Here is a 23990-nt window from a genome sequence, read left to right as displayed (position 1 = left end):
CATCCGCAAGGAGGAGATCGCGCCCGCCGCCCGGCCCGGCGCACCCGGCGCCCCTAGCCTTTCCGCGTGTTCCGTCCGCTCACCCAGACGCAGAAGATCGCCGACGTCGCGATCGCGCTCGTCTACGCGCTCGTCTTCGGGCTGCTGGCGCTGCGCGGCTACACGACGATCCCCGGCTCCTGGGCGGTCATCGCCCTGCTCGCCGCCGCGCTCGTGGTCCGCCGCTGGGCTCCGGGGCTCGCGCTGCTCGGCGCGTGGGCGGGCGCGGTCGTGCAGATGCTCACCCTCGGCGACCCCGGCCTGCAGGAGGCCGCGATCCCGGCGATCGTCTACGCCTGCGCCGCGTACGGCACGCGCGCGGTCCGCTGGTCCGCCTTCACGTCGTCCCTGGTCGGTGCGGCGATCGCCGGCGTCTACCTCGCCCGGTACCGGTTCACGGACGCGGTGCAGGGCGACCTCGGTTCGCTGCCCGCCGCAGCGACCGACTTCGCCCAGGCCGGGGCGCTCACCGCCGCGACGCTGCTGCTCGCCTGGACCCTCGGGCTGCTCGTCGCGACCGCGCGGCGCTCCCGCCGCAACCGCGAGGAGGCGGACGAGGCCGGCCAGCAGGTCGCCGCCGAGCAGGAGCGCACCCGCATCGCGCGGGACATGCACGACGTCGTCGCCCACTCCCTCGCCGTCGTGATCGCCCAGTCGGACGGCGCCCGGCTGCTGCGGCGCACCGACCCCGAGTCGGTCGACGAGGCCCTCGAGACCATCGGCGCGGTGTCGCGCGCGGCGCTCGCCGACGTGCGGGTGCTGCTGCAGCAGCTGCGCTACGAGGGCACCACGAGCGTGCAGCCGGGGCTCGCGGACCTCGACGTGCTCGTCGGCCAGTTCCGCGGCTCGGGCCTGCGGGTCGAGCTGACGCGGGACGACGGCCTCGACCTGCTCGGCACCTCGGCGCAGCTCGCCGCGTACCGGATCGTGCAGGAGTCGTTGACGAACGCGCTGCGGCACGGCGACCTCGCCCGTCCCGCCTCCGTCGTGCTCACCCGCACGCCGCACGGCCTCGACGTGGAGGTGGTGAACGCGCTCGACCCGGGCCGGCCGCCGCGCCCCTCCCCCGCCGGCCACGGCCTCATCGGGATGCGCGAGCGCGCCGGAGCCGTGCAGGGCGACCTGCGCGCCGGACCCGACGGCGACCGCTTCCGGGTCCGGGCGTTCCTGCCCACCGCCGCCACCGCCGCGATCCCCGTCGTGGCGTCGGCGCAGACCCCGTCGGGAGCACGATGAGCACGATCCGGGTGGCCCTGGTCGACGATCAGGCGATGTTCCGCCGCGGCGTCTCGATGATCGTCCGGTCGCAGCCGGACCTCGAGGTCGTCGGCGAGGCGGGGAACGGCGAGGAGGCGATCGCCCTCGTCGAGCGCGAGCGCCCGGACGTCGTGCTGATGGACGTGCGCATGCCGGTGCTCGACGGCGTCGCGGCGACGAAGCGGATCCTCGAGACCGCGACGGCGCGCGGCGAGACCGGACCGCGGATCATCGTGCTGACCACCTTCGACCTCGACGCGGACGCCGCCTCCGCGATCCGCGCGGGCGCGAGCGGCTTCGTGCTGAAGGACGCCGACCCCGACTTCCTCATCGCCGCGATCCGCACGGTGCACGCGGGCACCGCGGTGGTCGCCGCCTCCGCCACCCGGGCCCTGCTCGAGCGGTTCGAGCCCGCGGAGCGCCGCCCGGTGCCGCCCGAGTTCACGTCGCTGACCGGCCGCGAGCGGGACGTGTTCGCGCACGCGGCGAAGGGCCTGTCGAACTCCGAGATCGCGCGCACCGAGTTCGTCTCGGAGGCGACGGTGAAGACCCACATCAGCAACGTGCTCACGAAGCTCGGCCTCCGCGACCGGGTGCAGCTCGTCGTCTTCGCCTACGAGAACGGCCTCGTCGACCGCTGACCCGCGGCGACACCCCGCCGGGAGGACGAAGCCGGGTTCCCCCTCCGGGATGACCGCGCTCCCCCGACGGCCCGATCCGCGCGGCGCCCCCTGCTCCATACCGTCGGAGGCATGAGCACAACCCCCTCCGTCCAGCCCAGGACCGCCTTCGCGCCGGTGGCGCGGGTGCACCGGGTCGCCAAGCGCTACGGCACCGGCGACGCGGCCGTGCACGCGCTGCGCGGCGTCGACCTGTCGATCGGCCGCGGCGAGTTCGTCGCGATCATGGGGCCGTCCGGCAGCGGCAAGTCGACGCTGATGCACCTGCTCGCCGGCCTCGACACCCCCACCGCGGGCGAGGTCTGGCTCGGCGAGCGCGAGATCGGCTCGCTCGACGACACCGCGCTGACCCTGCTGCGCCGCGAGCGCATCGGCTTCGTGTTCCAGGCGTTCAACCTGGTGCCGACGCTCGACGTGATCGGCAACGTGCTGCTGCCGTTCGAGCTGCGCGGGGCGAAGCCGGACCGGGAGGAGCGGGCCGCCATCGGCGCGCTGCTGGAGGAGCTGGGGCTCGCCGACCGCCTCGGCCACCGACCGCGCGAGCTGTCGGGCGGCCAGCAGCAGCGCGTCGCCATCGCGCGCGCCCTCGCATCCCGCCCGCAGCTGATCGTCGCCGACGAACCGACCGGCAACCTCGACTCCCGCACGGGCCGAGAGGTGCTGGCGCTGCTCGCCGCGGCCGCGTCGGGCCACGGGCAGGCGATCGCGATGGTGACGCACGACCCCGTCGCCGCGAGCTACGCGGACCGCGTCGTGTTCCTCGCGGACGGCCGCCTGGTCGCCGAGGAGGGGCGCATGGACGCCGCCCGCATCGCCCGCTTCATGCTGGAGCTCGAGGTCGCCGCGTGAGCGCGCCGCAGCACGAGAGCCGAGCGCGGGAGCACGCGCCCGGCGTCCTGGTCGCCGCGCTCTCCTCCGCGTTCGGCGTCGCCCTGGTGCAGGGCACCGGCCTGCTCGACGCGGCGCTGCGCGCCGACGCGGTCACCGGCGACAGCGACACCGTCGCCGAGCTGCTGCGGATCACGTCCGTCGTCCTCATCGCGGTCGCGGTCTACTCCGGCGCGATCGTCACCGTGAACACCTTCTCGGTCATCGTCGCGGGCCGGGTGCGGGCGATCGCCCTGCGCCGGCTGCTCGGCTCGACCGCGCGGGCCGAGCGCGGCGCCGTCGCCCGCGAGGGCCTGCTGGTCGGCGCGGTCGGCAGCGGCGTCGGCCTCGTCGTCGGCAGCGCCGCCGTCGCCGGCATCGCCGCGACGGCGCGCGAGGTCGGCCTGCTCGACGCGGTTCCGTACTCCTACGCGAATCCGCAGGCGCTGCTGCCGGCCGTCGCCGTCGCCCTCACGACCTGGCTGGCCGCCGTGATCGGCTCGCGCCGGGTGCTGTCGGTCACGCCGATGCAGGCCCTCGGCGGCGCCGAGGAGGAGAGCGAGGAGGAGTCCCGGTCGAACCGGGTGCGGAACGGCGCGGCCGCGGCCCTCGTGGTCGCGGGCGGCGCCCTGCTCGCCGGCGGCGTCGCGCTCGGCTCGTCGAGCTTCTCCGGGCTCTTCGTCGCCTTCACGGGCGGCGTCGTGTCCTTCACCGGCGTCGTGCTCGGCGCCCACCTCGTGATCCCGCGCGCCCTGCGCCTCGCGGGGCTGCTGATGGGCGCGGCGCCCACCTCCCGCCTCGCCGCGGAGAACGCGGTGCGGTACCCGCAGCGCAGCACCCGCTCCACGCTCGGGCTGCTCGTCTCGGTGACCCTGATCACGACGTTCGGCGTCGCGACGCGCACCTTCGGCGACATGATCGAGGTCGCCGCCGGCGCCGACCCCGTGTACTACGCGGGCATCGAGACGATGCTGACGACCGTCACCGCGGTGTTCTCCGTGCTCATCGGCTTCAGCGCCGTGATCGCCGGCGTCGGCCTCGTGAACTCGCTGTCGCTCGGCGTGCTGCAGCGCACCCGCGAGCTCGGGCTGCTGCGGGCGCTGGGCTTCACCACCCGGCAGCTGCGGCGCATGGTGCTCGCCGAGAGCGGGCAGCTCGTGCTCACCGCCGTGGCGCTCGGGCTGCTGCTCGGCACGGTGTACGGCTGGGCCGGCGCCCACTCGCTGGTCGGCGCCGCCCGCGGCGTGCCAGGCCTGCTGTTCCTCGGCGTGCCCTGGCCGCTGGTCGCCGTCGTGGTCGCGGGCGGCGTGCTGCTCACGCTGCTCGCCTCCGTGCTGCCCTCCCGACGCGCCACCCGCGTGGCGCCGGTGGAGGCCCTCGGCGTCGAGTGACCCGGGACGGAGCGGACGTCCACCTGGGGCCGGGACCATGGCGGCATGAGCATGAGCCTCTCCAGCGACGTGCCGATCGCCGTGCAGGCGTTCGTCGACACCACGAACGCGGGCGACTCGGACGCCTTCGTCGCCGTCTTCACCGAGGACGCCCTCCTCTCCGACTGGGGCAAGGAGTTCGCGGGCCGCGAGGGCGTCGCCGCATGGAACGAGTCGGACAACATCGGGCGGCGGTCGCACTTCGACCTGCTCGGCGTGAAGCCGGGCCTCGGCGACCAGCAGTTCGTCGTGACCGTGATGGTGTCCGGCGAGGGCTTCAACGGCACGAGCGACCTCGAGTTCACGCTGCGCGGCGACCGGGTCTCGCGCCTCGTCATCACCCCGTGAGGGCGCAGGAGGCGGACGTCCTGATCGTCGGCGCCGGCCTCGCGGGCCTGGCGGCGGCGCTGCGGCTCACCGCGGCGGGACGCGGCGTGCGGGTGCTGGAGGCGTCCGACGCACCGGGCGGCCGGGTGCGCTCGGACCGCGTCGACGGCTTCACGGTGGACCGCGGCTTCCAGGTGGTGAACACCGCGTACCCCGAGCTGCGGCGGCTGGGCGTGCGCGCGCAGCTCGACCTGCGCGAGCTCGTGCGCGGCGCCCTGCTGCGCGACGCGTCGGGCCTGCACCTGGTCGCGGACCCGCGGCAGGTGCCGCGCGGCGCCCTCGGCGTCGTGTCCGCGCCCCTCGGCACGGCCGTGCAGCGGGCGCTACTCGGCGCCTTCCTCGCCGGGGCGACCGCGGTGCCGACGTCGCGCCTCCCCCGCGCCCGCGACCGCGAGCTGCGGGAGGCGCTGGCCCGGTGGGGCGTCCGCGGCGCCCCGGTAGACCACTTCCTGCGGCCGTTCCTGCAGGGCGTGCTGCTCGAGCGGGACCTGACCACCTCGAGCCGCTTCGCCGAGTTCGTGCTGCGCAGCTTCGCGCTCGGCCGCACCGGCGTGCCCGCGACCGGCGTCGGCGCGCTGCCGGCGCTGCTCGCGGACCGGCTGCCGGTGGGCACGATCGAGTACGGCGCCCGCGTCGAGGCGGTGCGTCCGGGCGAGGTCGACGTGGCCGGCAGCGGCACGCGTGCCGCGGAGGCGGTCGTCGTCGCGGCCGACCCGGTCACCGCGTCGCGGCTGCTCGGCCTGCCGACCCCGGTGATGCACAGCGTCACGACCGTGTGGCACGCGGTGCCCGCGCCGCCGACCCGGCTGCCGGTCATCGCGCTCGACACGGAGGGCGGCCCGGTCGCGAACAGCGTCGTCATGTCGAACGCGTCGCCCGACTACTCCGCCGACGGCCGCGCGCTGATCGCGTCCTCGGTGCTCGCCCCGGAGCCGATCCCGGACCGGCTGCTGCGCTCGACGCTCGCACGGATCTGGGGCGTCGGCACCGCCGGCTGGCAGGAGGTCGCGGTCACCCGGGTGCCGGAGGCGCTGCCCGCGCTGCCGGGCGGCAGTCCCCTCCGCAAGCCGGTCCGGCTCGCCGAGGGGCTCTACGTCGCCGGCGACCACCGGGACACCCCGTCGAGCGAGGGCGCCCTCGTCAGCGGCAGGCGGGCGGCGGACGCCTACCTCGCCGGCCGCTGACGACGGAGGCGGCCGCGAGTACGTCAGCAGGAAGGAACGACATCAGCAGGAGGATTCGGCCCGTCTCCTCCTGCTGATGCGCGATGTTCCTGCTGACGTGCTCGGGAACTCCTGCTGATGCGCTTGGGGGCGCGGGTCAGTCGTCGCTGACGGAGACCGTGACCTCGATGTTGCCGCGGGTGGCGTTGGAGTAGGGGCAGACGCGGTGCGCCTCGTCGGCGAGGCGCTGCGCCTCGTCGTGCGACAGGTCGGGGATCACGACCTCCAGGTGCACCGTGAGGCCGAAGGAGCCGTCGTCGTTCTGGCCGATGCCGACGCGGGAGCCGACGGAGGAGTCGCCGAGCGCGATCTTCTCGGCGCGGGCGACGCCCTGCAGCGCGGAGTGGAAGCACGCGGCGTAGCCGGCGGCGAACAGCAGCTCGGGGTTCGCGCCGAGGCCGGACCCGCCCATCTCCTTCGGTGCGGCCATGTCGAGGTCGAGGATGCCCTCGGAGGTGCGGACGTGCCCGTTGCGGCCGGCGCCCGTGGAGAGCGCCTCCGCCGTGTAGATGGTTGCCATGTCACCAGCAACCCGGCGACGGGCTCGCTATTCCTGGCGCACCCCGACGACCACACTGGGGACCATGACCGACCTCGTCCGACCGGACATCCGCTACCACGCGTCCTTCATCGTCGGGCTCGCCGAGTTCGGCGACCAGCACAAGGACGGCGGCTCGGACCTGCTCGACGACGCGGCGTCCCTCACGCACGCCGACGCCTTCGCGGCGATGGTCGAGCGGCTGCGAGCCGACGCCCTGGAGGAGACGCCGCGGGCCGAGGACCGCGTGCCGGCGACCGCGCTGTGGATGATCCACGAGGGCGAGTTCGTCGGCTTCCTGCAGATCCGGCACCGGCTCACGCCGTGGCTGCTCGAGGAGGGCGGGCACATCGGCTACAGCGTGCGACCCTCCGCCCGACGACGCGGGCACGCGAGCGCGGCCCTGCGCGCCGCGCTGCCGATCGCGCGGGACCTCGGGATCGACCGGGTGCTCGTCACCTGCGACGAGGACAACGTCGGCTCCCGCACCGTCATCGAGCGGGCCGGCGGAGCGTACGAGGACACCCGCGCCGGCAAGCGCCGCTACTGGGTCGCCACCGCCTGAGCGGCGGCGACCCGTCGCATCAGCGGTGACCGTCGGGCCGGCCGCCCTCGCGACCGGCACGGCGGCTGCCGCGGCGCTCGGCGGGCGCCTTGTCCTGCGCCGAGCTGAACTGGGTCCACGCGGATCCCGCGGTCGAGCCGCTGGACGTGGAGAAGCGCACGGGGGCGCTGCCGCCGCCCGCACCACCGCCGCGACGCGCGCCGGCACCGCCGCCGGAGGCGCCGCCACGACGCCCGCCGGCGCCGCGGCCCTCCGCCGCCGGAGCGGAGCGGCGGGCCTCGCCGCCCTGCCCGCCGCCGCTGCGACGACCGCCGGCGGCCGCACCGCCGGACTCGCCCCCGCGCGGGATGCGACGTCCCGGTGCGGCGTCGCCGCGGCGGTCGCCGCCGGCCGGACGGTCCGCACGGGGGCGCTGCACCTGGGGCGGCGCGACCGGCGCGGGCGTCACGTGCGGGGCGACCTCGCCGATCAGCTCCTTGACCTTCGGCGACTCCGCCGTGACCTGCTCCGGCGCGGCGCTGATGCCCGCGGCGCGCAGCAGCTGGGCGACGTCGCGGCGCTGCTCCGGCAGCACGAGCGTGACGACCGTGCCGACGGCGCCCGCGCGGGCCGTGCGGCCGGAGCGGTGCAGGTACGCCTTGTGCTCGGTCGGCGGGTCGACGTGGATGACGAGCGCGATGTCGTCGACGTGCACGCCGCGGGCCGCGACGTCGGTCGCGACGAGCACGCGGATCTCACCGGAGGAGAACATCGCGAGGTTCCGCTCGCGGGCGTTCTGCGACAGGTTGCCCTGCAGGTCCGCCGCGGGGATGCCCGCCGCGGTCAGCTGCTTGGCCAGGCGCTTGGCGACGTGCTTGGTCCGCACGAACAGGATGCGGCGGTCCATGCCGGAGGCGAGCGCCTCCATGACCTCGCGCTTGCCGTCGGCGTCTTTCACCTCGAGCACCGCGTGGGACATCGTCTCGACGGCGGAGCTGCCGTCGTCGACCGAGTGCGTGACCGGGTTCGAGAGGAAGCGCTTGACCAGCTTGTCCACGCCGTTGTCGAGCGTCGCGGAGAACAGCAGGCGCTGACCGCCGGCGGGCGTCGCGGCGAGCAGCCGCGTGACACCGGGCAGGAAGCCCATGTCGGCCATGTGGTCCGCCTCGTCGAGCACCGTGATCTCGACCTGCCCGAGCGACAGGGCGCCCTGCTTCAGCAGGTCCTCGAGGCGGCCGGGGCAGGCGACCAGGATGTCGACGCCGTTCTTCAGCGCGGTGACCTGCGGGTTCTGCGAGACGCCGCCGAAGACGGTGGTGACGGTCATGCCGGCGGCCGCGGCGAGCGGCGAGACGACGGCCGCGATCTGCGTGGCGAGCTCGCGGGTCGGTGCGAGCACCAGGCCGCGCGGGCGGCCGGAGCGGCGCTGGCCGCCCTGGAGGCGCGAGACCAGCGGCAGCGCGAAGGCGAGCGTCTTGCCGCTGCCGGTGCGACCGCGGCCGAGCACGTCGCGCCCGGCGAGGCTGTCGGGCAGCGTGGCGGTCTGGATCGGGAACGGCTCCGTGATCCCGGCGCTCGTGAGCGCGGGCAGCAGGGAGGAGGGCACGCCGAGATCGGCGAAAGTATGTGCGGACACAGGGGATCTCTCTGATTCGATGCGGCGTTCTGGCCGCGGCGGCGGTGCGGACTCTGCACCTGAACGCGCCGCGTGCGACACCGTCTCGACCGCAGGGGCTGCGGGAGGTCGGGTGCGCTTCGACGCCCACGTCCATGTCGGACGCGGTGACGAGGCTACCAGCAGTGGACGCCGGCCCTGGTCGGCGCCCCCTTCTGGGGCGGCGATCCCGCCGTCGGGCCGCCGTGGCAGGGTGGATGGGAGCGGCGCCGCGCCGCGGATCGGAGCCCTCGTGCGCGCAGCCTGGTACGACCGGCAGGGCCCCTCCTCCGTGCTCCAGGTCGGCGAGCTGCCGACGCCGGAGCCGGGCGCCGGCGAGGTCCGGGTGCGGCTCACCCGCTCGGGCATCAACCCGGGCGACACCAAGAAGCGCGCGGCCGCCTTCACCGGCATGCCCTACCCGCGCGTGGTGCCGCACAGCGACGGGGCGGGCGTCATCGACGCCGTCGGTCCGGGCGCCGACGGCGCACGCGTCGGGCGGCGGGTGTGGGTGCACGGCGCGCAGTCGTACCGGCAGTTCGGCACCGCCGCGGAGTACACGGTCGTGCCGGAGGCGCTGGCCGTGGACCTGCCCGACGCGGTCTCCGACGACCTCGGCGCCTCGCTCGGCATCCCGGGCGTCACCGCGCACCGCGCCGTCTTCGGCGACGGCCCGGTCGCGGGCTCGACGGTGCTCGTGCACGGCGTGCGCGGCGGCGTCTCCTCCCTCGCCGCGCAGCTCGCGACCTGGGGCGGCGCGACCGTGATCGGCACCCTCCGCACCGCGCCCGCCACCGCCGCGCCGCTGCCCGGCGTCGCCCATCTCGTCGCGCTCGACGACGACCCGGCCGCCGCCATCGGCCGCCTCGCCCCGGACGGCGTCGACCGCATCGTCGAGGTGGCGTTCGACGCCAACGCGGACCTCGACGCGGCCGTGCTCCGCAACCTCGGCACCATCGCCGCGTTCGCGACGCACAGCGACCGGCCGACCTTCCCGTTCTGGCCGATGCTCTTCTCGAACACGACCATCCGCCTGCTCGGCAGCGACGACTTCCCGCCCGAGGCGAAGGCGCAGGCGGCGGCCGACCTCACGACCGCCGCGGCGGCCGGTGCGCTGTCGTCGCACGTCGGCGCCGTGCTCCCCCTCGAGCGGATCGCGGAGGCGCAGGACGCGGTCGACGGCGGAGCGGTGCACGGCCGGGTGCTGCTGAGCATCGACTGACGGCTACCGTCGCCCCATGACCGACGCACCGAAGCGCGCCCTGCTAATGATCGACGTGCAGCGCGAGTACGTCGACGGCGCCCTGCCGATCGCGCACCCGCCACTGCAGGAGAGCCTGCCGAACATCGTCGCGGCGGTGGAGGCGGCGCACGCCGCGGACGTGCCGGTGGTGCTCGTGCGCCACGTCGACGCCGCCGACTCCCCCGTCTTCGCCGCGGGGTCGCGCGGCGCCGAGCTGCACGACACGGTCGCCACCGCGGCGCACGACCTGCTGCTCGTCAAGGAGGCGGTGTCGTGCTTCGCCGGCACGCACCTCGCCGCCTGGCTGGAGGCGCACGGCGTCGACACCGTGACCATCGCCGGCTTCATGACGCAGCACTGCGACGAGTCGACGGCGCGCGACGCGGCGGACCTCGGGCTCGGCGTCGAGCTGCTCGCCGATGCGACCGGCACGCTGCCGCTGACGACGCCGAGCGGCACGATCAGCGCCCGCGACCTGCACGAGCGCACCCTGCTCGTGCTCGCCTCCGGCTTCGCGTCCGTCACGAGCACGGAGGCGTGGATCGCAGCGGCGTCCACCGGCGCGCCGCTGGAGGCGCCGAACCTCTGGGCGAGCACCGAGCCCGCGCGGGCGGCGCGGAGCGCCTGACCGGCGCCCGCCGCTGCGCGCTCAGGCGAGCAGCGTCAGCACCTCGCTGATGCGGCCGTCGCGGAAGGTGAGCACGTCGACGCCGCGCGCGACGGGGGCGGCGCCCTCCGGGCCGAAGGTCCACGCCAGCGCCGCGCGGTCCCCCGCGAGGTAGGTCGGCCCCTCGTCGGCGAAGACGAAGCCGGGCGCGCCGTCGAGCAGCGCCGCCGCCTTCGCCACCACCGCGTCCGGGCCCACCACCGTCTCCTCCGGGTCGACGAAGCGGACGTCGTCGGTGTAGATCGCGGCTGCGGCGGCGCGCCGCTCGACCGCGTCCCGCTCGCCGAACACCCCGTGCAGGTTGGCTGCGAGCAGCTCGTCGGTCGTCGCCATGTCGTGCCTCCGGTCGATCCGTGCGGTGTCGTCCGATCCAAGGGGCAGCGGCACGGCGGGGTCAAGCGCGGCGCCGCGCCGTTCGGAGCACATCGTCGGGCGACGGCCAGAACTCGTCCACCCGCGCCCGACAGACTGCCGCCGACCGCGCCGTCGGGCGCGGAGGATCGGAGCACCGCATGAGCGGCATCGGAGACAAGGCCAACGACTTCCTGCACTCGGACAAGGGCGAGAAGGCGAGCGACGGCGTGCTCGACAAGGCCGCCGACAAGGTCGACAGCGCGACCGGCGGCGGCCACTCGGACCAGATCGACAAGGCGCAGCAGGCGGCCGACGGCAAGATCGGCAGCTGACGCCTCCGCCGGGGTGCTCCGGTGACGGGCACCCCGGCGAGCCCGACTAGCGTTCCCCGCATGGCTGACCGCGAGTACGGGTTCCGCACCAGGGCGATCCACGCCGGGAACATCCCCGACGAGGCGACCGGCGCCCGCGCCATGCCGATCTACCAGACCAGCGCGTTCGTCTTCGACGACACCGACGACGCCGCCGCCCGCTTCGCGCTGCAGAAGTACGGCAACATCTACAGCCGCCTCGCGAACCCGACGGTCGCCGCGTTCGAGGAGCGCATCGCGAGCCTCGAGGGCGCCCTCGGCTCGGTCGCCGCGGCCTCCGGGCTCGGTGCGCAGTACATCGCCTTCGCGAGCCTGGTCGGGCAGGGCGATCACGTCGTCGCCTCCGCGAACCTCTACGGCGGCTCGCTGACCCAGCTCGACATCACCCTGCGGCGCTTCGGCGTCGAGACGACGTTCGTGCAGTCGAGCGACCCGGAGGCCTACGCCGCGGCGATCACGGACCGCACCAAGGTCGTCTTCGCGGAGAGCGTCGCGAACCCCTCCGGCACGGTCGCCGACATCGAGGGCCTGGCGGAGGTCGCCCACGCGCAGGGCGTGCCGCTGATGATCGACGCCACCGTGGCGACGCCGTACCTGTCGCGCCCGATGGAGTGGGGCGCCGACATCGTCACCCACTCCGCGACGAAGTTCCTCGGCGGCCACGGCACCACGCTCGGCGGCGTCGTCAGCGAGTCGGGCCGGTTCGACTGGTCCGGCGACCGCTTCCCGCTCTTCGAGGAGTCGATCCCCTCCTACGGCGGCCTGCAGTGGCACGGCAACTTCGGCGAGTACGCATTCCTCACCCGCCTCCGCGCCGAGCAGCTGCGCGACATGGGCCCGGTGCTCTCGCCCCACTCCGCCTTCCTGCTCTCGCTCGGCGTGGAGACGCTGCCGTTCCGCATGGAGGCGCACGTCGCGAACGCCCGCACGGTCGCCGAGTGGCTGCAGGGCGACGACCGCGTCGAGTTCGTGACCTGGGCCGGGCTGCCGGACCACCCGCACCACGAGCGCGCGAAGAAGTACCTGCCCAAGGGCCCGGGCAGCGTCTTCGGCTTCGGCGTGAAGGGCGGGCGCGACGCCGGCCGCACGTTCATCGAGTCGGTCGACCTCGCCAGCCACGTCGCGAACATCGGCGACGCGAAGACGCTGGTGATCCACCCCGCGTCGACGACCCACGCGCAGCTGTCGGACCAGCAGCTCGAGGACGCCGGCGTGCGCGCCGGGCTCGTGCGCATCAGCGTCGGCATCGAGGACGTGGAGGACATCATCGCGGACCTCGACCAGGCCCTCGACGCGGCCACCGGCAGGACGACCATCGCGTAGGCGGACCATTCCGCGACGCGGTCACTCAGCCGGTTTTCGGTCGGAATCCGAGAAGATCGCGGGCGGAACCCAGTCGCACGGCCGCGGCACGACCGAGTTCATCCGCTGACGCCGCGCGGTCAGGACGAGTCGATGAGTGGGACCCAGCAGCGCGAGAACCGGCGGGAAGCGCCGGGCCTGAAGCAGCTGAAGCGCAAGGTGACCGGCCTGGCGGTGGCCGGAGCACTCGGCGGCTTCCTCTTCGGTTTCGACTCCTCCGTCGTGAACGGTGCGGTCGACGCGATCGGCAAGCAGTTCAAGCTCAACCCGACGCTGCAGGGCTTCGCCGTCGCGATCGCGCTGCTCGGCTGCGCGCTCGGCGCCTACCTCGCGGGCCGCGTGGCCGACCGCGTCGGCCGCACGCGCACGATGCTGATCGGCGCCGTCCTCTTCCTCGTCAGCTCCATCGGCGCCGGCCTCGCCTTCGGCGTCGGCGACTTCATGTTCTGGCGCGTGATCGGCGGCCTCGGCATCGGCGTCGCCTCCGTCGTCTCCCCCACCTACATCGCGGAGGTCGTGCCGGCGAACGTGCGCGGCCGCCTCGGCTCGCTGCAGCAGCTCGCGATCACGCTCGGCATCTTCGCGGCGCTGCTCTCCGACGCGCTCTTCGCCGGCTTCAACGGCACCGACGGCGCCTCGCAGAAGCTGCTCTTCGGCTTCGAGGCGTGGCGCTGGATGTTCCTCGTCGGCGTCGTGCCGTCCGTGCTCTACGGCGTCATCGCGCTGCGCCTGCCCGAGTCGCCCCGTCATCTGCTCGCGAAGCGCGACGAGCGCGGCGCCCGCGCGGTGCTGCAGCAGACGACGTCGCCCGAGGACATCGACGACGAGGTCCGCAGCATCCAGGACACCATCAAGGAGGACGCGGAGAACGCGAAGAAGGCGGACCTGCGCGGCCCGGTCCTCGGCCTGCAGCCCGTCGTGTGGGCGGGCATCGTGCTGTCGGTGCTGCAGCAGTTCGTCGGGATCAACGTGATCTTCTACTACTCGACGACGCTCTGGAACGCGGTCGGCTTCAAGGACTCGTTCGCGATCTCCGTGATCTCCGCGGTCATCAACGTGGCCGTCACCTTCGTCGCGATCGCGATCGTCGACAAGGTCGGCCGCCGCCCGATGCTGCTCGCGGGTTCCGCCGGCATGGTCATCGCCCTCGCCGCGGTGGCGATCTCGTTCAGCCAGGCGCAGACCGGCTCGGGCGGCGCGGTCAGCCTGCCGAACCCGTGGGGCATCGTCGCCCTGGTCGGCGCCAACCTGTTCGTGATCTCGTTCGGCGCCACGTGGGGGCCGCTCGTCTGGGTCCTGCTCGGCGAGATGTTCCCGAACCGCATCCGCGCGAAGGCGCTCGGCGTCGCGGCTGCGGCCCAGTGGATCGCAAACTTCGCGGTCACGCTGACCTTCCCGCCGCTCGCGGAGCTGTCGCTGGTCTTCACCTACGGCCTCTACGCCGCGTTCGCGCTGATCTCGCTGCTGTTCGTCTTCTTCCTCGTGCCGGAGACGAAGGGCGTCAGCCTCGAGGACATGGGCGGCCTCGCCTTCGGTCCGAAGGCGCGCAAGGCGGCGAAGGAAGCGGCCCGCTAGAAGGGGCAGGGCTCGTCGGGCGCCCTCCCGGCGAGCAGCCCGGGTGGTACCGGGTCGAGGGGGTCGTTCGGCGGGTCCTCGAACCGGTGCCGCCACGCGTCGAGCCAGCCGACGGCGCCCGAGTCGAGCAGGGCCTCCTCGAACAGGCCGGCCGACTTCAGGTTGTGACTCGGCCGGTCGAGGGTGACGAGGTTGTCCGCGTCCGTCGGGCCGCCTTGCTGCCACTCCCGCGCGTGGTCGATGTCAGCCAGATGCGCCGGCGTCCTGGAGCCCGGGAATCGGGACCGGCCGTCGCGGATCCGCACCCAGCGCGCCAGATCGGCGGGCGGCGAGTACACCGCGCGGTCCATCGCGACCCGGACGCCGGAGCAGGGATCGGTCAGGACCCGGTTGAACGACGTCGCCTCAGCCGCGAGGGCCTTCGCGGTCTCGAGATCGATCGGGCCGTAGCCGCCGAGCTTCGCCTGCTCGCTCGTCCGGCCGAGCCACGCGAGTGCGGGCACGGTCAGGACGAGCGTGACGTCGACGGCCCTGCGACACGGCACGAGCACGCCCTCGTGCTGCTCGGCAGGGAGGCGGAGGCCCACCCGCAGGAGGTCGAGCGCGATGTCGTGCCGCAGCTGCGCGACGCCGCGGGTCTCGCCCTCGACACGTGCGCGGCGATCGCGGCGCACTGCAGGGCGTCGTGCACCGGGACCCAGTCGGCGGCGAGGCCGTCCGCGACGAACGCGGCGCCGCTGTCGCTCGTCGGCTCCAGCGAGGTGCGGCGCCGCTCGTGCGTGGTGCGGGCGCGACGGGCGGCGGTCCCGTCCTGCAGGCGCTCCCGCACCTTCCGGAGGTCGTCCTTCAGCCGGGTCGACGAGACCACGAGGACTGCTGCCCGCTCGTCGTACGCCGCCCGCTGCTCGCGATCGAGGCCGTCCGCCTCGCGTGCCGCCGTCTGCACCCGCGTCCACGACGCCTGCCCGTGCTGGAACGCCGACCACGTCGCCGGCAGCTCGTCGCGCAGCAGCAGGCCGGTGTCGACCTCGTGCGCGACACGGTTCGGGTGCTGACGGGTCTGGAGCCCGAAGGAGCGGAAGAAGGCCTGCGCACCGAGCCCGGTCCGCACACCGAAGCCCGAGCCGAACCGCTGCGCGAGGTCGACCATCGACACCTCGTACGCGGTCAGCAGCGCGGCCACGCGGTGCGCCTCCGCGATCGTCCGCATCCGGTCGGCCTGCACCGCGACCTCCTGGGCGAACGCGGCCGTCTCCTCGGTCGGGTTCCCGACGACCTCGATCGCATCCGGCTCGGCGGGCGAGCCGAACTGCGCCTCGAACCGCTCGGCGGGGCTCATGCGCCACAGCCACGTCTGGTGGTCGCGGTCGTCCTCGTCGGTCAGGTCGGGTTCGACGAGCAGGTCCGCGGGGACCGGCGGCAGCGCGGAATCCGCGTCGACCCGCGCCTCGTCGATCAGACCTTCGAACACGTCTACGACAGTACGACCCCCCTCCGACATCCGATCGCCTCCGAATCGCGGCGGAATAGCTGAACGCCTGCCACGCTTCTGCTGTGGGACGCGGAAGCGTCCTCCTCGTTCTGTGCAGCGCCGCGCGAACCCCTCCGACCGATCGAAGGAGCTCCGCATGGCGGACACGACTCTCGACTCACCTCCGGCCGCCACGGCCGCGAAGCGCCAGGGCGCGAAGCACGAGCACCGCTGGTGGGTGCTCGCCGTGCTGGCGCTCTCGCAGCTGATGGTCGTGCTCGACGCGACGATCGTGAACATCGCGCTGCCGACCGCGCAGAAGGCGCTCGACTTCGACTCCGACCAGCGCCAGTGGGTCGTGACGGCCTACTCGCTCGCCTTCGGCGGGCTGCTGCTGCTCGGCGGCCGGCTCTCCGACCTGTTCGGCCGCAAGGTCACCTACATCGCCGGTCTGGTCGGCTTCGCCGCCGCCTCCGCGTTCGGCGGCGCGGCGCAGAACTTCGGCGAGCTCGTCGCCGCCCGCGCCATCCAGGGCGCGTTCGGCGCCCTGCTCGCCCCCGCCGCCCTGTCGCTGCTCAGCACCACGTTCACGGACGGCAAGGAGCGCGGCAAGGCGTTCGGCGTCTTCGGCGCGGTCGCCGGATCGGGCGGCGCGGTCGGCCTGCTGCTGGGCGGCGTGCTCACCGAATACGCGTCGTGGCGCTGGTGCCTCTACGTGAACCTGTTCTTCGCGATCGTCGCGATCATCGGCGCGTTCACGTTCTTCGGCAAGCAGGGCCCGACCGGCACCCGCCCGAAGCTCGACCTGCCGGGCACCGTCATCGTGTCGCTCGGCCTCGTGGGCATCGTCTACGGCTTCTCCTCCGCCGAGACGAACGGCTGGGGCGAGGCGCAGACCATCGTGTCGCTCGCGCTCGGCGTCGTGCTGCTGATCGCGTTCGTGATCCTCGAGTCCCGCGTCGCGCACCCCCTCCTCCCGCTCCGCGTCGTGCTCGACCGCCAGCGCGGCGGCGCGTACCTGACGGTCGCGCTGACGGGCGCGGCGCTGTTCGGCGTCTTCCTGTTCCTCGCCTACTACCTGCAGACCCTGCGCGGCTACACACCGCTGCAGACCGGCATCGGCTTCCTGCCGATGCCCGTCACGATCGCGCTGACCTCGACGCTGATCGCGCCGAACCTGCTGCCCCGCTTCGGCCCGAAGCCGCTGATCGTCGTGGGCGCCCTGTTCGGCGCAGCCGGCCTGCTGCTGCTCAGCCGCATCGGACTGGACAGCAACTACTGGACCACGATCGCGCCGGGCCTGATCGTGCTCGGCCTGGGCATGGGCAACGTGTTCGCCGCCTCGTTCAACACGGCGACCGCGGGCATCGACCCGCGCGACGCCGGCGTCGGCTCGGCGATGGTGAACACGTCGCAGCAGATCGGCGGCTCGATCGGCACCGCGGTGCTCTCGACGCTCGCGGCCGACACCGTCACGCGCTACCTGAGCACGAACGGGAACTCCCGCTCGGCGCAGGCGCTCGCGCAGCTCGACAGCTACCACACGGCGTTCCTGACCTCCTCGGGCGTCTTTGTCGCCATCGCGGTCATCGCGTTCCTCCTGCTCCGGTGGGGTCGGCTCGCGCCGCAGGGCCGTCCCGCGCAGGGTCAGGACGAGGCGGCGCCGGTCGTCACGCACTAGGCGAAGGAACGAAGGGCCCGCACCTCGTCGAGGCGCGGGCCCTTCGGCGTTCAGCGGCGAGCGTCGACGTCCGCGCCGTCCGGCTCGAAGATCGCCTCGATCGGCGCCTCGAACAGCGCGGCGATGCGGAACGCGAGCGGCAGGCTGGGGTCGTACCGCCCCGTCTCGAGCGCGTTCACCGTCTGCCGGGAGACGTCGAGCAGGTCGGCGAGGTGCGCCTGCGTCCACGACCGCTCCTCGCGGCGCCGCCGGAGGTCGTTCCTCACCGACGACCCGCGACGGCGGCGCTGACGCCCCACGTCGCCATGCCGATCCCGTAGATCCAGAAGCCCGACCCCTCGAGCTCGAAGCCCGCGCTCTGCAGGATGCCGAGCGCGATCGAGGCGAGCATCGCGACCGCGAAGCCCGCACCGAGCCCGGTGAGCGTCCTGGTGCGCTGGTACTCGTCGAGTCGGTGGAGGTGCCGGAGGACGGCGATCGCGATCCAGATCATCGGCAGCACCGGGAGCAGCGCCCAGGCGAAGCGCGTCGGGCTCGTGCCGTCGAAGCCGCCCCAGAGGAGGGCTGCGGACAGCAGCAGGACGTAGGCGACGATGCCGGGGACGAACTCGGCCAGGTACGCCCTGGTCCGGCGGCGGTCACCGGCGCTGGCGGCACGCGTGTCAAGGTTGCTTGTCATGACTCGAGCCTGGCGGACACCGCCCGCCATGTCAAGCATGCTTGACACTCAGGCGCGCTGCGCCCGCCACTCCCGCTCGAGGATCGCGAAGTCGACCTCGGTGCCCCACTCGCCCTTGAACCACTCGTTCTCGACGAGGACCGCCTCCTGGCGCATGCCCGCCTTCGTCAGCACGCGGCCGGACGCCGGGTTGCGGGCGTCGATCCGGCCGACGACGCGGTGCAGGCCGAAGCCGTCGAAGGCGAGCGCCAGGACCGCGCGGACCGCCTCCGTCGCATAGCCGCGGCCCTGGTGCTCGGGATCCACGATGTAGCCCACCTCGCCGTTCGAGGGGTGGTCCTTCGACCAGATCAGGATGATGTCGCCGACGAACCGGCCCGTCTCCCGCAGCACGATCGCGAGCGCCAGGATCTGGCCAGCCTCGGTGAGCACCGAGCGGGAGCGCTCGGGGTCCGCGTACGTGGCCGCGAGCTGCTCGCGGGTGACCGGGACCGGCGGGATGTACCGGCAGACGTCCTCCCGCGACCGGTACGCGTGCATCGCATCGATGTCGCCGACGGGATCGATCGGGCGCAGCAGCAGCCGCTCCGTCTCGACCGGGTAGTCCGGCGCCATCGCGGGTCGGGTGTCGTCGTCGGCCACGGCCCGACGGTACCCACCGGGTGCGACCGATCACCACCCGCGTCCCCACCCACGGGTGGTGGGCGCCGGCCCGCCCGCTGAGGAGGCTGGGAGCACCCCGCCACGGATGCGGCGGGGCGGAGGAGGGAACCCCATGACCATGCCGATGCTCGGGATCGCCGCGCTCGCACTCGCGGTCGTCGCCCTGCTGATCCGGCGGCAGCTGCGCTGGACGCGCTTCGAGGCCGCCCGCGCGCTGCGGCTGCCCGTCGCGCTCGGGGTGCTCGGGCTCGTGGAGGTGGCGACCGCCGTGCAGACCGGGCCGCCCGCCCCGGCGGACCTCGTGCTGCTCGCGGCGGAGCTGGCCGTGGCGCTCGCGGTCGGCGCCGGGATGGGCCGGCTCACCGTCTTCCGGCCCTCGCCCGCCAGGATCGGCGCCTGGCAGACGCGCACGGGCTGGCTCGGCGCCGGGCTCTGGCTGGCGCTCATCGCCGTGCGCGTCGTGATCTCCACGACGGGCCCGGCGCTGGGCGCGCACGTCGCCACGACCTCGGGGGTCCTCCTCCTGCTGCTCGCCGCGACCCGCGGCACCGCCGCGCTGATCGCCCGGTCCCGCGCGCCGCAGGCGGCGCTGCTGTCGGCATGATCGACCCTGTGAACGCGCGCACGGGAACGTCACGTCCCTCCTGGGGCGTGCCGTTCGCCGCGGCCGATCCGACGGGCAGCCGGAACTGGGTCGTGCTCCTGATCATCGCGGTGATCGGGTTCGGGGCGCTGCAGACGCCGCAGGCGACGCGGAACCCGGGCACGCTGACGCTCACCGTCGTGGCCCTGCTCGCCTGGGCGGGCTACACGGTGCTGCGGGCGGGGCGTCTGCGCGGGGCGCTGATCGCGGTGTGCGCCGCCGCGGCCTCCGTCGGCACCGGGCTCGGCGTCACCGTGCTGGTGGCGGGGATGATCGCGCCCGCGACGGTGCTGCTCTCGGACCCCCGGCAGCGGCTCGACCGCATCGTCGCGCTCTGCGCCGGCAGCGCCGCGGTGCTGCTGCTCGTCGCGGTCGTCGCACGGCTGAGCCCGACGGCGATCCTCATCGACCTCGGCGGCCTCGCGTTCGGCGTCGCGCTGGGCGTCAGCCGCCGCTACCGGGTGCGCGCGGCGCAGCAGCAGGATGCGCTGCGGGACGCGGCGCGTGCCGCCGAGCAGGACGCGGCCCGGAACCGGTTGCTGGAGGACCGGGCGGCGGTCGCCCGCGACATCCACGACGTCCTCGCGCACTCGCTCGGCGGGCTCGTGCTGCAGCTCGACGCGATCGAGGCGCTGCTCGAACGCGGCCGGGCGGAGGAGGCCGCGGTGCGCGTCGGAGCGGCCCGGGGGCTGGCCGCGGACGGGCTCGCGGAGGCGCGCCGCGCGGTCGCCGCGCTGCGCGACGCGGAGGACTCGCCCGCGGACGTGCCGGACAGCGCCCTCGCGGACCTGCTCGCCGCGCACCGAGCGCTCGGCGGCGCGGTCGACCTGATGGGCGAGCCGACCCTCGCCGGGGTCGACGGGCCGCACCGGCAGGCGCTCGCCCGGTCGCTGCAGGAGGCGCTGACCAACGCGCGTCGACACGCGCCCGGGGCGCCCGTGCGGGTGCGGGTGGAGCGCTCCGAGGGCGCGCTGACCCTGCGGCTGGCGACCGCGCTGCCCGCGGTCCCCGCGCCGTCGACGGGCGGCGGTCACGGTCTGCTCGGGATGCAGGAGCGCTTCGCGGCGCTCGGCGACGGCTCGGCGGCGAGCGCCGGCGTCCGCGGCGACTCGTTCGTCGTCGAGGCGACGGCGGTGCTGCCGTGATCCGCGTGCTCGTCGCCGACGACCAGGCGATCGTGCGCGACGGGCTCGTCACCGTGCTCGACCTCAGCGACGACGTGGCGGTGGTCGGCCAGGCCGCCGACGGCGCGGAGGCGGTCCGCCTCGCCGCGGACCTCGCGCCCGACGTGGTGCTGATGGACCTCCGGATGCCGGTGCTCGACGGCGCCGGTGCGACGGTGCGGATCCTCGCCGAGCGCCCGGCGACGCGCGTGCTCGTCCTCACGACGTTCGCGGACGACGCCTCCATCGCCGCGGCCCTGCGCGCCGGCGCCATCGGCTACCTGACGAAGGACGCCGGGCGGCAGGAGCTGCTCGCCGCGATCCGCGCGGCCGCCGCCGGTCAGGCCGTCTTCGACCCGGAGGTGGGCGCCCGCCTCGTCGCGGGCTTCGCGCCTCCCCCGCCGCCGGCCGACGACCTGCGGTCCCGCTTCCCGGCGCTCACCGCGCGGGAGGCGGACGTGCTCGCCCGCGTCGCCGCGGGGTCGTCGAACCCCGAGATCGCCGCGGCGCTCTTCCTCAGCCCGGCGACCGTGAAGTCGTACGTGACCGCGATCCTCGCGAAGCTGGAGGTGACGAGCCGCGCGCAGGTGATCGCGCTCGTCCTCGGCGCTGCGCGCTGAATCTCCGACCTCCGGCGGAGGGCACCGCTCCCTGCGGCCGAGGACGGCGGTGCGGGCGCTTCCTAGCGTCGAAGGATGACCGCTTCCCCCTCCCCCTTCGCCGCCTGGGCCGACTACTTCGCCCGCAACCGCCTGCGCCGCGAGCGCATCGAGGCCACCGTCGACTGGGACGCCCCGTGCGGGCTGCCCGAACCGGTGCGCCGGGCGATGGCGCACTCCTTCCAGCGCTTCGAGCTCGGCGAGAGCGGCGACGGCACCCACCTGCTCGGCCTCGCCGAGCGCACCGGCGACCCCGACTACGTGGAGGCGGTGCGCCTGCTCGTCGAGGAGGAGCAGGCGCACTCCGCGCTGTTCGGCCGCGGCCTGCGCCACCTGGGCGCCCCCTCCCTCGCCGATCACTGGTCCGACCGGGTGTTCACGCTGCTGCGCCGGTCGCTCGGGCTCGACACCGAGATCGCCCTCTTCCTCGTCGCGGAGACCGTCGCGCTCGACTGGTTCGAGGCCCTCGCCGCGAACGGGCCGGACCCCGTGCTCGCCGGGGTGGGCCGGAGGATCGTGGCGGACGAGCGCGAGCACGTCCGGTTCCAGATCGACCGGCTGCACCGCGACCTGCGCCCGCGCCCGCTCGCCGCACGCATCGGCATCGCGCTCGCGTGGGCGCCGGTCGCGGTCGGCGCCGCCTCCGTGCTGGCGGTCGGGCACCGGGAGGCGCTGCGGCTGTGCGGCCGCCGGCCCGCGCAGGTCTGGGCGCACGGTCTGCGCGGGTTCGCCTCCGCCGCCCGCACCGTGATGACCGGGCCCGTGGACCGGGTGCTCGGCCCCTCCGTGCCGCGCCCCGACCTCGTGGTGATCGAGGCGCCCGTCGCCGCTTGACGGCGGTCTCTGCTCACGCTTCGTGCCGCCGCGGAGGCGCGGCGGCGGCACGAAGCGTGAGCAAGGTTGTCGCAGGAGGCGCGGAGCGGCCCTGCCTACGCTCGGCCCATGCAGTATCGCCAGCTCGGGAGCTCCGGTCTCCGCGTCTCCACCATCACCCTCGGCACCATGGGATTCGGCGGCACCGGATGGGCCAGCCCCATCGGGAACCTCGACGTCGACGGCGCCCGCCGCCAGATCGACCTGGCCCGCGAGGCGGGCGTGAACCTGATCGACACCGCCGACGTCTACTCGAACGGCCTGTCGGAGGAGATCCTCGGCGAGGCCCTCGGGAAGAACCGCGACGACGTGCTGATCGCGACGAAGGTGCGCGGCGGCATGGGCGACGGCCCGAACGACGCCGGCCTCTCGCGGCACCACATCATCGAGGGCGCCGAGGCGAGCCTCCGCCGCCTGAAGACGGACCACATCGATCTGTACCAGGTGCACGAGTGGGACGGGCAGACGCCGCTCGAGGAGACGATGAAGGCGCTCGACGACCTCGTGCGCTCGGGCAAGGTCCGCTACATCGGCGCCTCCAACTACACCGGCTGGCAGCTGATGAAGGCGCTCTGGACCGCCGACAAGCACCACACCGAGAAGTTCGTCAGCCAGCAGATCTACTACTCGCTGCAGGCGCGCGACGCGGAGAACGAGCTCGTGCCCGTCTCCATCGACCAGGGCCTCGGCATCCTCGTCTGGAGCCCGATCGCGGGCGGCCTGCTGTCCGGCAAGTACCGCCGCGGACAGGATGCGCCCGAGGGCACCCGCCGCTTCGAGGGCTGGACCGAGCCGCCCGTCCACGACGAGGACCGGCTGTACGACACGATCGACGCGCTGGTCGAGATCGGCGAGGGCCACGGCGTCTCCGCCGCCCGCGTCGCCCTCGCGTACACGTTGGCGAAGCCCGCGGTCACCTCGCTGATCGTCGGTGCGCGCACGGAGGAGCAGCTCGCGGACAACCTCGCGGCCGCGGACCTCGAGCTGAGCGCGGACGAGCTCGCCCGGCTCGACGCGGTGTCGCTCGAGCCGCTGCGCTACCCGCACTGGCACCAGCTGAACGCCGCCGACCGCCTCGGCGAGTCCACCAAGGCGCTGCTGACGCCGCACCTCGGTTGACGGCCGACGGGGGCCGGGCGGTCAGCGGACCGTCCAGCCCCCGTCGATCACCATCGTGTGCCCGGTGATCAGCGAGGCGGCCGGGGAGGCGAGGAACGCGACCGCGCCGGAGACCTCCGACGGCGTGCCGATGCGGTGCAGTGCGGCGATGCGTTCGACGGTGTCGGCGCGGAACGCCGGGTCGCTCAGCGCGGGCTCGGTGCCGTCGGTCTCGACGAAAGTGGGCGCGACCGCGTTGACGCGGATGCCGAGCCCGCCCCACTCGACCGCCAGGCACTTCGTGAGGTGGATCACGGCCGCTTTGGCGGTGCAGTAGGAGGACTCCCCCGGCAGCGCGACGAGACCGGCCTGCGAGGCGACGTTCACGATCGCGCCGCCGCTGCCCGAGTCGCGCCAGTGCTTCGCGGCGTGCTGCGACAGGAAGAACGTGCTGCGGGTGTTCAGGCCCCAGACGGCCTCGAAGTCCTCCTCCGTCACGTCGAGCGCGTCGGCGACGATGCTGCCGCCCGCGTTGTTCACGAGCACGTCGAGGCGCCCCAGCTCGTCGACCGCGCGGTCGATCGCGGCGCGCGACCGCGCCAGGTCCGTCACGTCCATCGGCAGCGCGACGGCACGGCGGCCGAGCGCCTCGATCTCGGCGACGACGCCGCTGTCGCGCTCGACGTCGCGGAGCCCGACGCCGATGTCGGCACCCGCCGCGGCGAGCTCCAGGGCGATCGCGCGCCCGATGCCGCGCGCGGCCCCGGTCACGACCGCGACGGCCCCCTCGAACGACGTGCCGGTGCTCATGCTTCATCTTCACGGATTTCCGGCCGCGGCGGAGCCGTGCCGGAACTCCGTGAAGATGG

Annotated in this window: 27 protein-coding genes; 18 read left to right on the top strand and 9 right to left on the bottom strand. The window is 74.4% G+C overall.

Annotation, left to right across the window (positions count from 1 at the left end):
• Positions 1-66: 66 nt before the first annotated feature.
• The 6 genes from ABEA53_RS00495 (at position 67) to ABEA53_RS00470 (ending at position 5844) form a co-directional block, all read left to right on the top strand.
• Positions 67-1275 (top strand): sensor histidine kinase, encoded by a 1209-nt coding sequence (locus ABEA53_RS00495; RefSeq protein WP_345478936.1) that lies wholly within the window; start codon positions 67-69, stop codon positions 1273-1275.
• Positions 1272-1937 (top strand): response regulator, encoded by a 666-nt coding sequence (locus ABEA53_RS00490; RefSeq protein ID WP_345478935.1) that lies wholly within the window; start codon positions 1272-1274, stop codon positions 1935-1937. Before ABEA53_RS00495 ends, ABEA53_RS00490 begins: the two co-directional genes overlap by 4 nt.
• Before the next feature lie 111 nt (positions 1938-2048).
• Complete coding sequence (locus ABEA53_RS00485) at positions 2049-2825, top strand: ABC transporter ATP-binding protein (RefSeq protein WP_345478934.1); 777 nt, start codon at positions 2049-2051, stop codon at positions 2823-2825.
• Positions 2822-4234: an ABC transporter permease gene (locus tag ABEA53_RS00480; RefSeq protein ID WP_345478933.1), complete on the top strand. Its 1413-nt coding sequence runs from the start codon at positions 2822-2824 to the stop codon at positions 4232-4234. The genes ABEA53_RS00485 and ABEA53_RS00480 overlap by 4 nt, the downstream gene beginning before the upstream one ends.
• 45 nt (positions 4235-4279) lie before the next feature.
• Positions 4280-4621 carry a nuclear transport factor 2 family protein gene (locus ABEA53_RS00475; protein WP_345478931.1) on the top strand — a complete coding sequence of 114 codons (342 nt, stop codon included), beginning with the start codon at positions 4280-4282 and terminating at the stop codon, positions 4619-4621.
• Positions 4618-5844: an FAD-dependent oxidoreductase gene (locus ABEA53_RS00470; RefSeq protein ID WP_345478930.1), complete on the top strand. Its 1227-nt coding sequence runs from the start codon at positions 4618-4620 to the stop codon at positions 5842-5844. The genes ABEA53_RS00475 and ABEA53_RS00470 overlap by 4 nt, the downstream gene beginning before the upstream one ends.
• A 136-nt stretch (positions 5845-5980) precedes the next feature.
• Here ABEA53_RS00470 and ABEA53_RS00465 read toward each other — a convergent pair whose 3' ends face one another.
• The gene (locus tag ABEA53_RS00465) at positions 5981-6403 is read right to left on the bottom strand and encodes an organic hydroperoxide resistance protein (protein ID WP_345478929.1); all 423 of its coding nucleotides are present in this window, start codon (positions 6401-6403) and stop codon (positions 5981-5983) included.
• Between the two features lie 64 nt (positions 6404-6467).
• On the opposite strand from ABEA53_RS00465, the gene ABEA53_RS00460 reads away from it, so the two are divergent.
• Entirely contained in the window at positions 6468-6986 is a 519-nt protein-coding gene (locus ABEA53_RS00460) for a GNAT family N-acetyltransferase (protein ID WP_345478928.1), read from the top strand.
• A gap of 19 nt (positions 6987-7005) precedes the next feature.
• Here the strand turns inward: ABEA53_RS00460 and ABEA53_RS00455 are convergent, their stop codons facing one another.
• Entirely contained in the window at positions 7006-8601 is a 1596-nt protein-coding gene (locus ABEA53_RS00455; protein ID WP_345478927.1) for a DEAD/DEAH box helicase, read from the bottom strand.
• Between the two features lie 271 nt (positions 8602-8872).
• On the opposite strand from ABEA53_RS00455, the gene ABEA53_RS00450 reads away from it, so the two are divergent.
• Both ABEA53_RS00450 and ABEA53_RS00445 read left to right on the top strand, forming a co-directional pair.
• Positions 8873-9841 carry an NADPH:quinone reductase gene (locus ABEA53_RS00450; RefSeq protein ID WP_345478926.1) on the top strand — a complete coding sequence of 323 codons (969 nt, stop codon included), beginning with the start codon at positions 8873-8875 and terminating at the stop codon, positions 9839-9841.
• A gap of 16 nt (positions 9842-9857) precedes the next feature.
• Entirely contained in the window at positions 9858-10490 is a 633-nt protein-coding gene (locus ABEA53_RS00445) for an isochorismatase family protein (RefSeq protein WP_345478925.1), read from the top strand.
• A gap of 21 nt (positions 10491-10511) precedes the next feature.
• On the opposite strand, the gene ABEA53_RS00440 is transcribed toward ABEA53_RS00445, so the two are convergent.
• Positions 10512-10862 carry a nuclear transport factor 2 family protein gene (locus ABEA53_RS00440; protein ID WP_345478923.1) on the bottom strand — a complete coding sequence of 117 codons (351 nt, stop codon included), beginning with the start codon at positions 10860-10862 and terminating at the stop codon, positions 10512-10514.
• Positions 10863-11041: 179 nt separating this feature from the next.
• Here ABEA53_RS00440 and ABEA53_RS00435 point away from each other — a divergent pair, with 179 nt between their 5' ends.
• From ABEA53_RS00435 to ABEA53_RS00425, 3 genes are all read left to right on the top strand, one after another.
• Positions 11042-11215 carry an antitoxin gene (locus tag ABEA53_RS00435; RefSeq protein ID WP_345478921.1) on the top strand — a complete coding sequence of 58 codons (174 nt, stop codon included), beginning with the start codon at positions 11042-11044 and terminating at the stop codon, positions 11213-11215.
• Positions 11216-11275: 60 nt separating this feature from the next.
• The gene (locus ABEA53_RS00430) at positions 11276-12577 is read left to right on the top strand and encodes an O-acetylhomoserine aminocarboxypropyltransferase/cysteine synthase family protein (protein ID WP_345478919.1); all 1302 of its coding nucleotides are present in this window, start codon (positions 11276-11278) and stop codon (positions 12575-12577) included.
• Between the two features lie 132 nt (positions 12578-12709).
• Positions 12710-14191: a sugar porter family MFS transporter gene (locus ABEA53_RS00425; protein ID WP_345478918.1), complete on the top strand. Its 1482-nt coding sequence runs from the start codon at positions 12710-12712 to the stop codon at positions 14189-14191.
• Here ABEA53_RS00425 and ABEA53_RS00420 read toward each other — a convergent pair.
• Together ABEA53_RS00420 and ABEA53_RS00415 are read right to left on the bottom strand one after the other, a co-directional pair.
• The gene (locus ABEA53_RS00420; protein WP_345478917.1) at positions 14188-14694 is read right to left on the bottom strand and encodes an HNH endonuclease signature motif containing protein; all 507 of its coding nucleotides are present in this window, start codon (positions 14692-14694) and stop codon (positions 14188-14190) included. The genes ABEA53_RS00425 and ABEA53_RS00420 overlap by 4 nt on opposite strands.
• A 2-nt stretch (positions 14695-14696) precedes the next feature.
• Positions 14697-15662, bottom strand: a complete 966-nt coding sequence (locus ABEA53_RS00415) for a hypothetical protein (protein ID WP_345478915.1) — start codon at positions 15660-15662, stop codon at positions 14697-14699.
• 157 nt (positions 15663-15819) lie between these two features.
• On the opposite strand from ABEA53_RS00415, the gene ABEA53_RS00410 reads away from it, so the two are divergent.
• Entirely contained in the window at positions 15820-17343 is a 1524-nt protein-coding gene (locus tag ABEA53_RS00410) for an MFS transporter (RefSeq protein WP_345478914.1), read from the top strand.
• A 50-nt stretch (positions 17344-17393) separates the two neighbouring features.
• Here the strand turns inward: ABEA53_RS00410 and ABEA53_RS00405 are convergent, their stop codons facing one another.
• From ABEA53_RS00405 to ABEA53_RS00395, 3 genes are read right to left on the bottom strand one after another with little or no spacing between them, the layout of a single operon-like run.
• Positions 17394-17609 carry a helix-turn-helix transcriptional regulator gene (locus ABEA53_RS00405; RefSeq protein WP_345478912.1) on the bottom strand — a complete coding sequence of 72 codons (216 nt, stop codon included), beginning with the start codon at positions 17607-17609 and terminating at the stop codon, positions 17394-17396.
• Positions 17606-18022, bottom strand: a complete 417-nt coding sequence (locus tag ABEA53_RS00400) for a hypothetical protein (protein WP_345478911.1) — start codon at positions 18020-18022, stop codon at positions 17606-17608. The genes ABEA53_RS00405 and ABEA53_RS00400 overlap by 4 nt, the downstream gene beginning before the upstream one ends.
• A 48-nt stretch (positions 18023-18070) precedes the next feature.
• The gene (locus ABEA53_RS00395; RefSeq protein ID WP_345478910.1) at positions 18071-18664 is read right to left on the bottom strand and encodes a GNAT family N-acetyltransferase; all 594 of its coding nucleotides are present in this window, start codon (positions 18662-18664) and stop codon (positions 18071-18073) included.
• Between the two features lie 133 nt (positions 18665-18797).
• Between ABEA53_RS00395 and ABEA53_RS00390 the strand changes: the two genes are divergently transcribed.
• The 5 genes from ABEA53_RS00390 to ABEA53_RS00370 all read left to right on the top strand — a co-directional run bounded on the left by ABEA53_RS00390 (position 18798) and on the right by ABEA53_RS00370 (position 23142).
• Positions 18798-19289, top strand: a complete 492-nt coding sequence (locus tag ABEA53_RS00390; protein ID WP_345478909.1) for a hypothetical protein — start codon at positions 18798-18800, stop codon at positions 19287-19289.
• Positions 19286-20473: a sensor histidine kinase gene (locus ABEA53_RS00385; protein WP_345478908.1), complete on the top strand. Its 1188-nt coding sequence runs from the start codon at positions 19286-19288 to the stop codon at positions 20471-20473. The genes ABEA53_RS00390 and ABEA53_RS00385 overlap by 4 nt, the downstream gene beginning before the upstream one ends.
• Complete coding sequence (locus ABEA53_RS00380) at positions 20470-21111, top strand: response regulator transcription factor (protein ID WP_345478907.1); 642 nt, start codon at positions 20470-20472, stop codon at positions 21109-21111. Before ABEA53_RS00385 ends, ABEA53_RS00380 begins: the two co-directional genes overlap by 4 nt.
• A gap of 75 nt (positions 21112-21186) precedes the next feature.
• Positions 21187-21984, top strand: a complete 798-nt coding sequence (locus tag ABEA53_RS00375) for a ferritin-like domain-containing protein (protein WP_345478906.1) — start codon at positions 21187-21189, stop codon at positions 21982-21984.
• A gap of 108 nt (positions 21985-22092) precedes the next feature.
• Positions 22093-23142, top strand: coding sequence for an aldo/keto reductase (locus tag ABEA53_RS00370; RefSeq protein WP_345478905.1), 1050 nt, complete (start codon positions 22093-22095; stop codon positions 23140-23142).
• A gap of 21 nt (positions 23143-23163) precedes the next feature.
• Here ABEA53_RS00370 and ABEA53_RS00365 read toward each other — a convergent pair whose 3' ends face one another.
• The gene (locus ABEA53_RS00365; protein WP_345478904.1) at positions 23164-23931 is read right to left on the bottom strand and encodes an SDR family NAD(P)-dependent oxidoreductase; all 768 of its coding nucleotides are present in this window, start codon (positions 23929-23931) and stop codon (positions 23164-23166) included.
• Positions 23932-23990 lie beyond the last annotated feature (59 nt).

The organism is Amnibacterium soli (assembly GCF_039544415.1).
Taxonomy (GTDB): Bacteria; Actinomycetota; Actinomycetes; order Actinomycetales; family Microbacteriaceae; genus Amnibacterium; species Amnibacterium soli.
The sequence above is the reverse complement of the archived record's forward strand: the minus strand, read 5'-3'. Positions and strand labels throughout refer to the sequence as shown.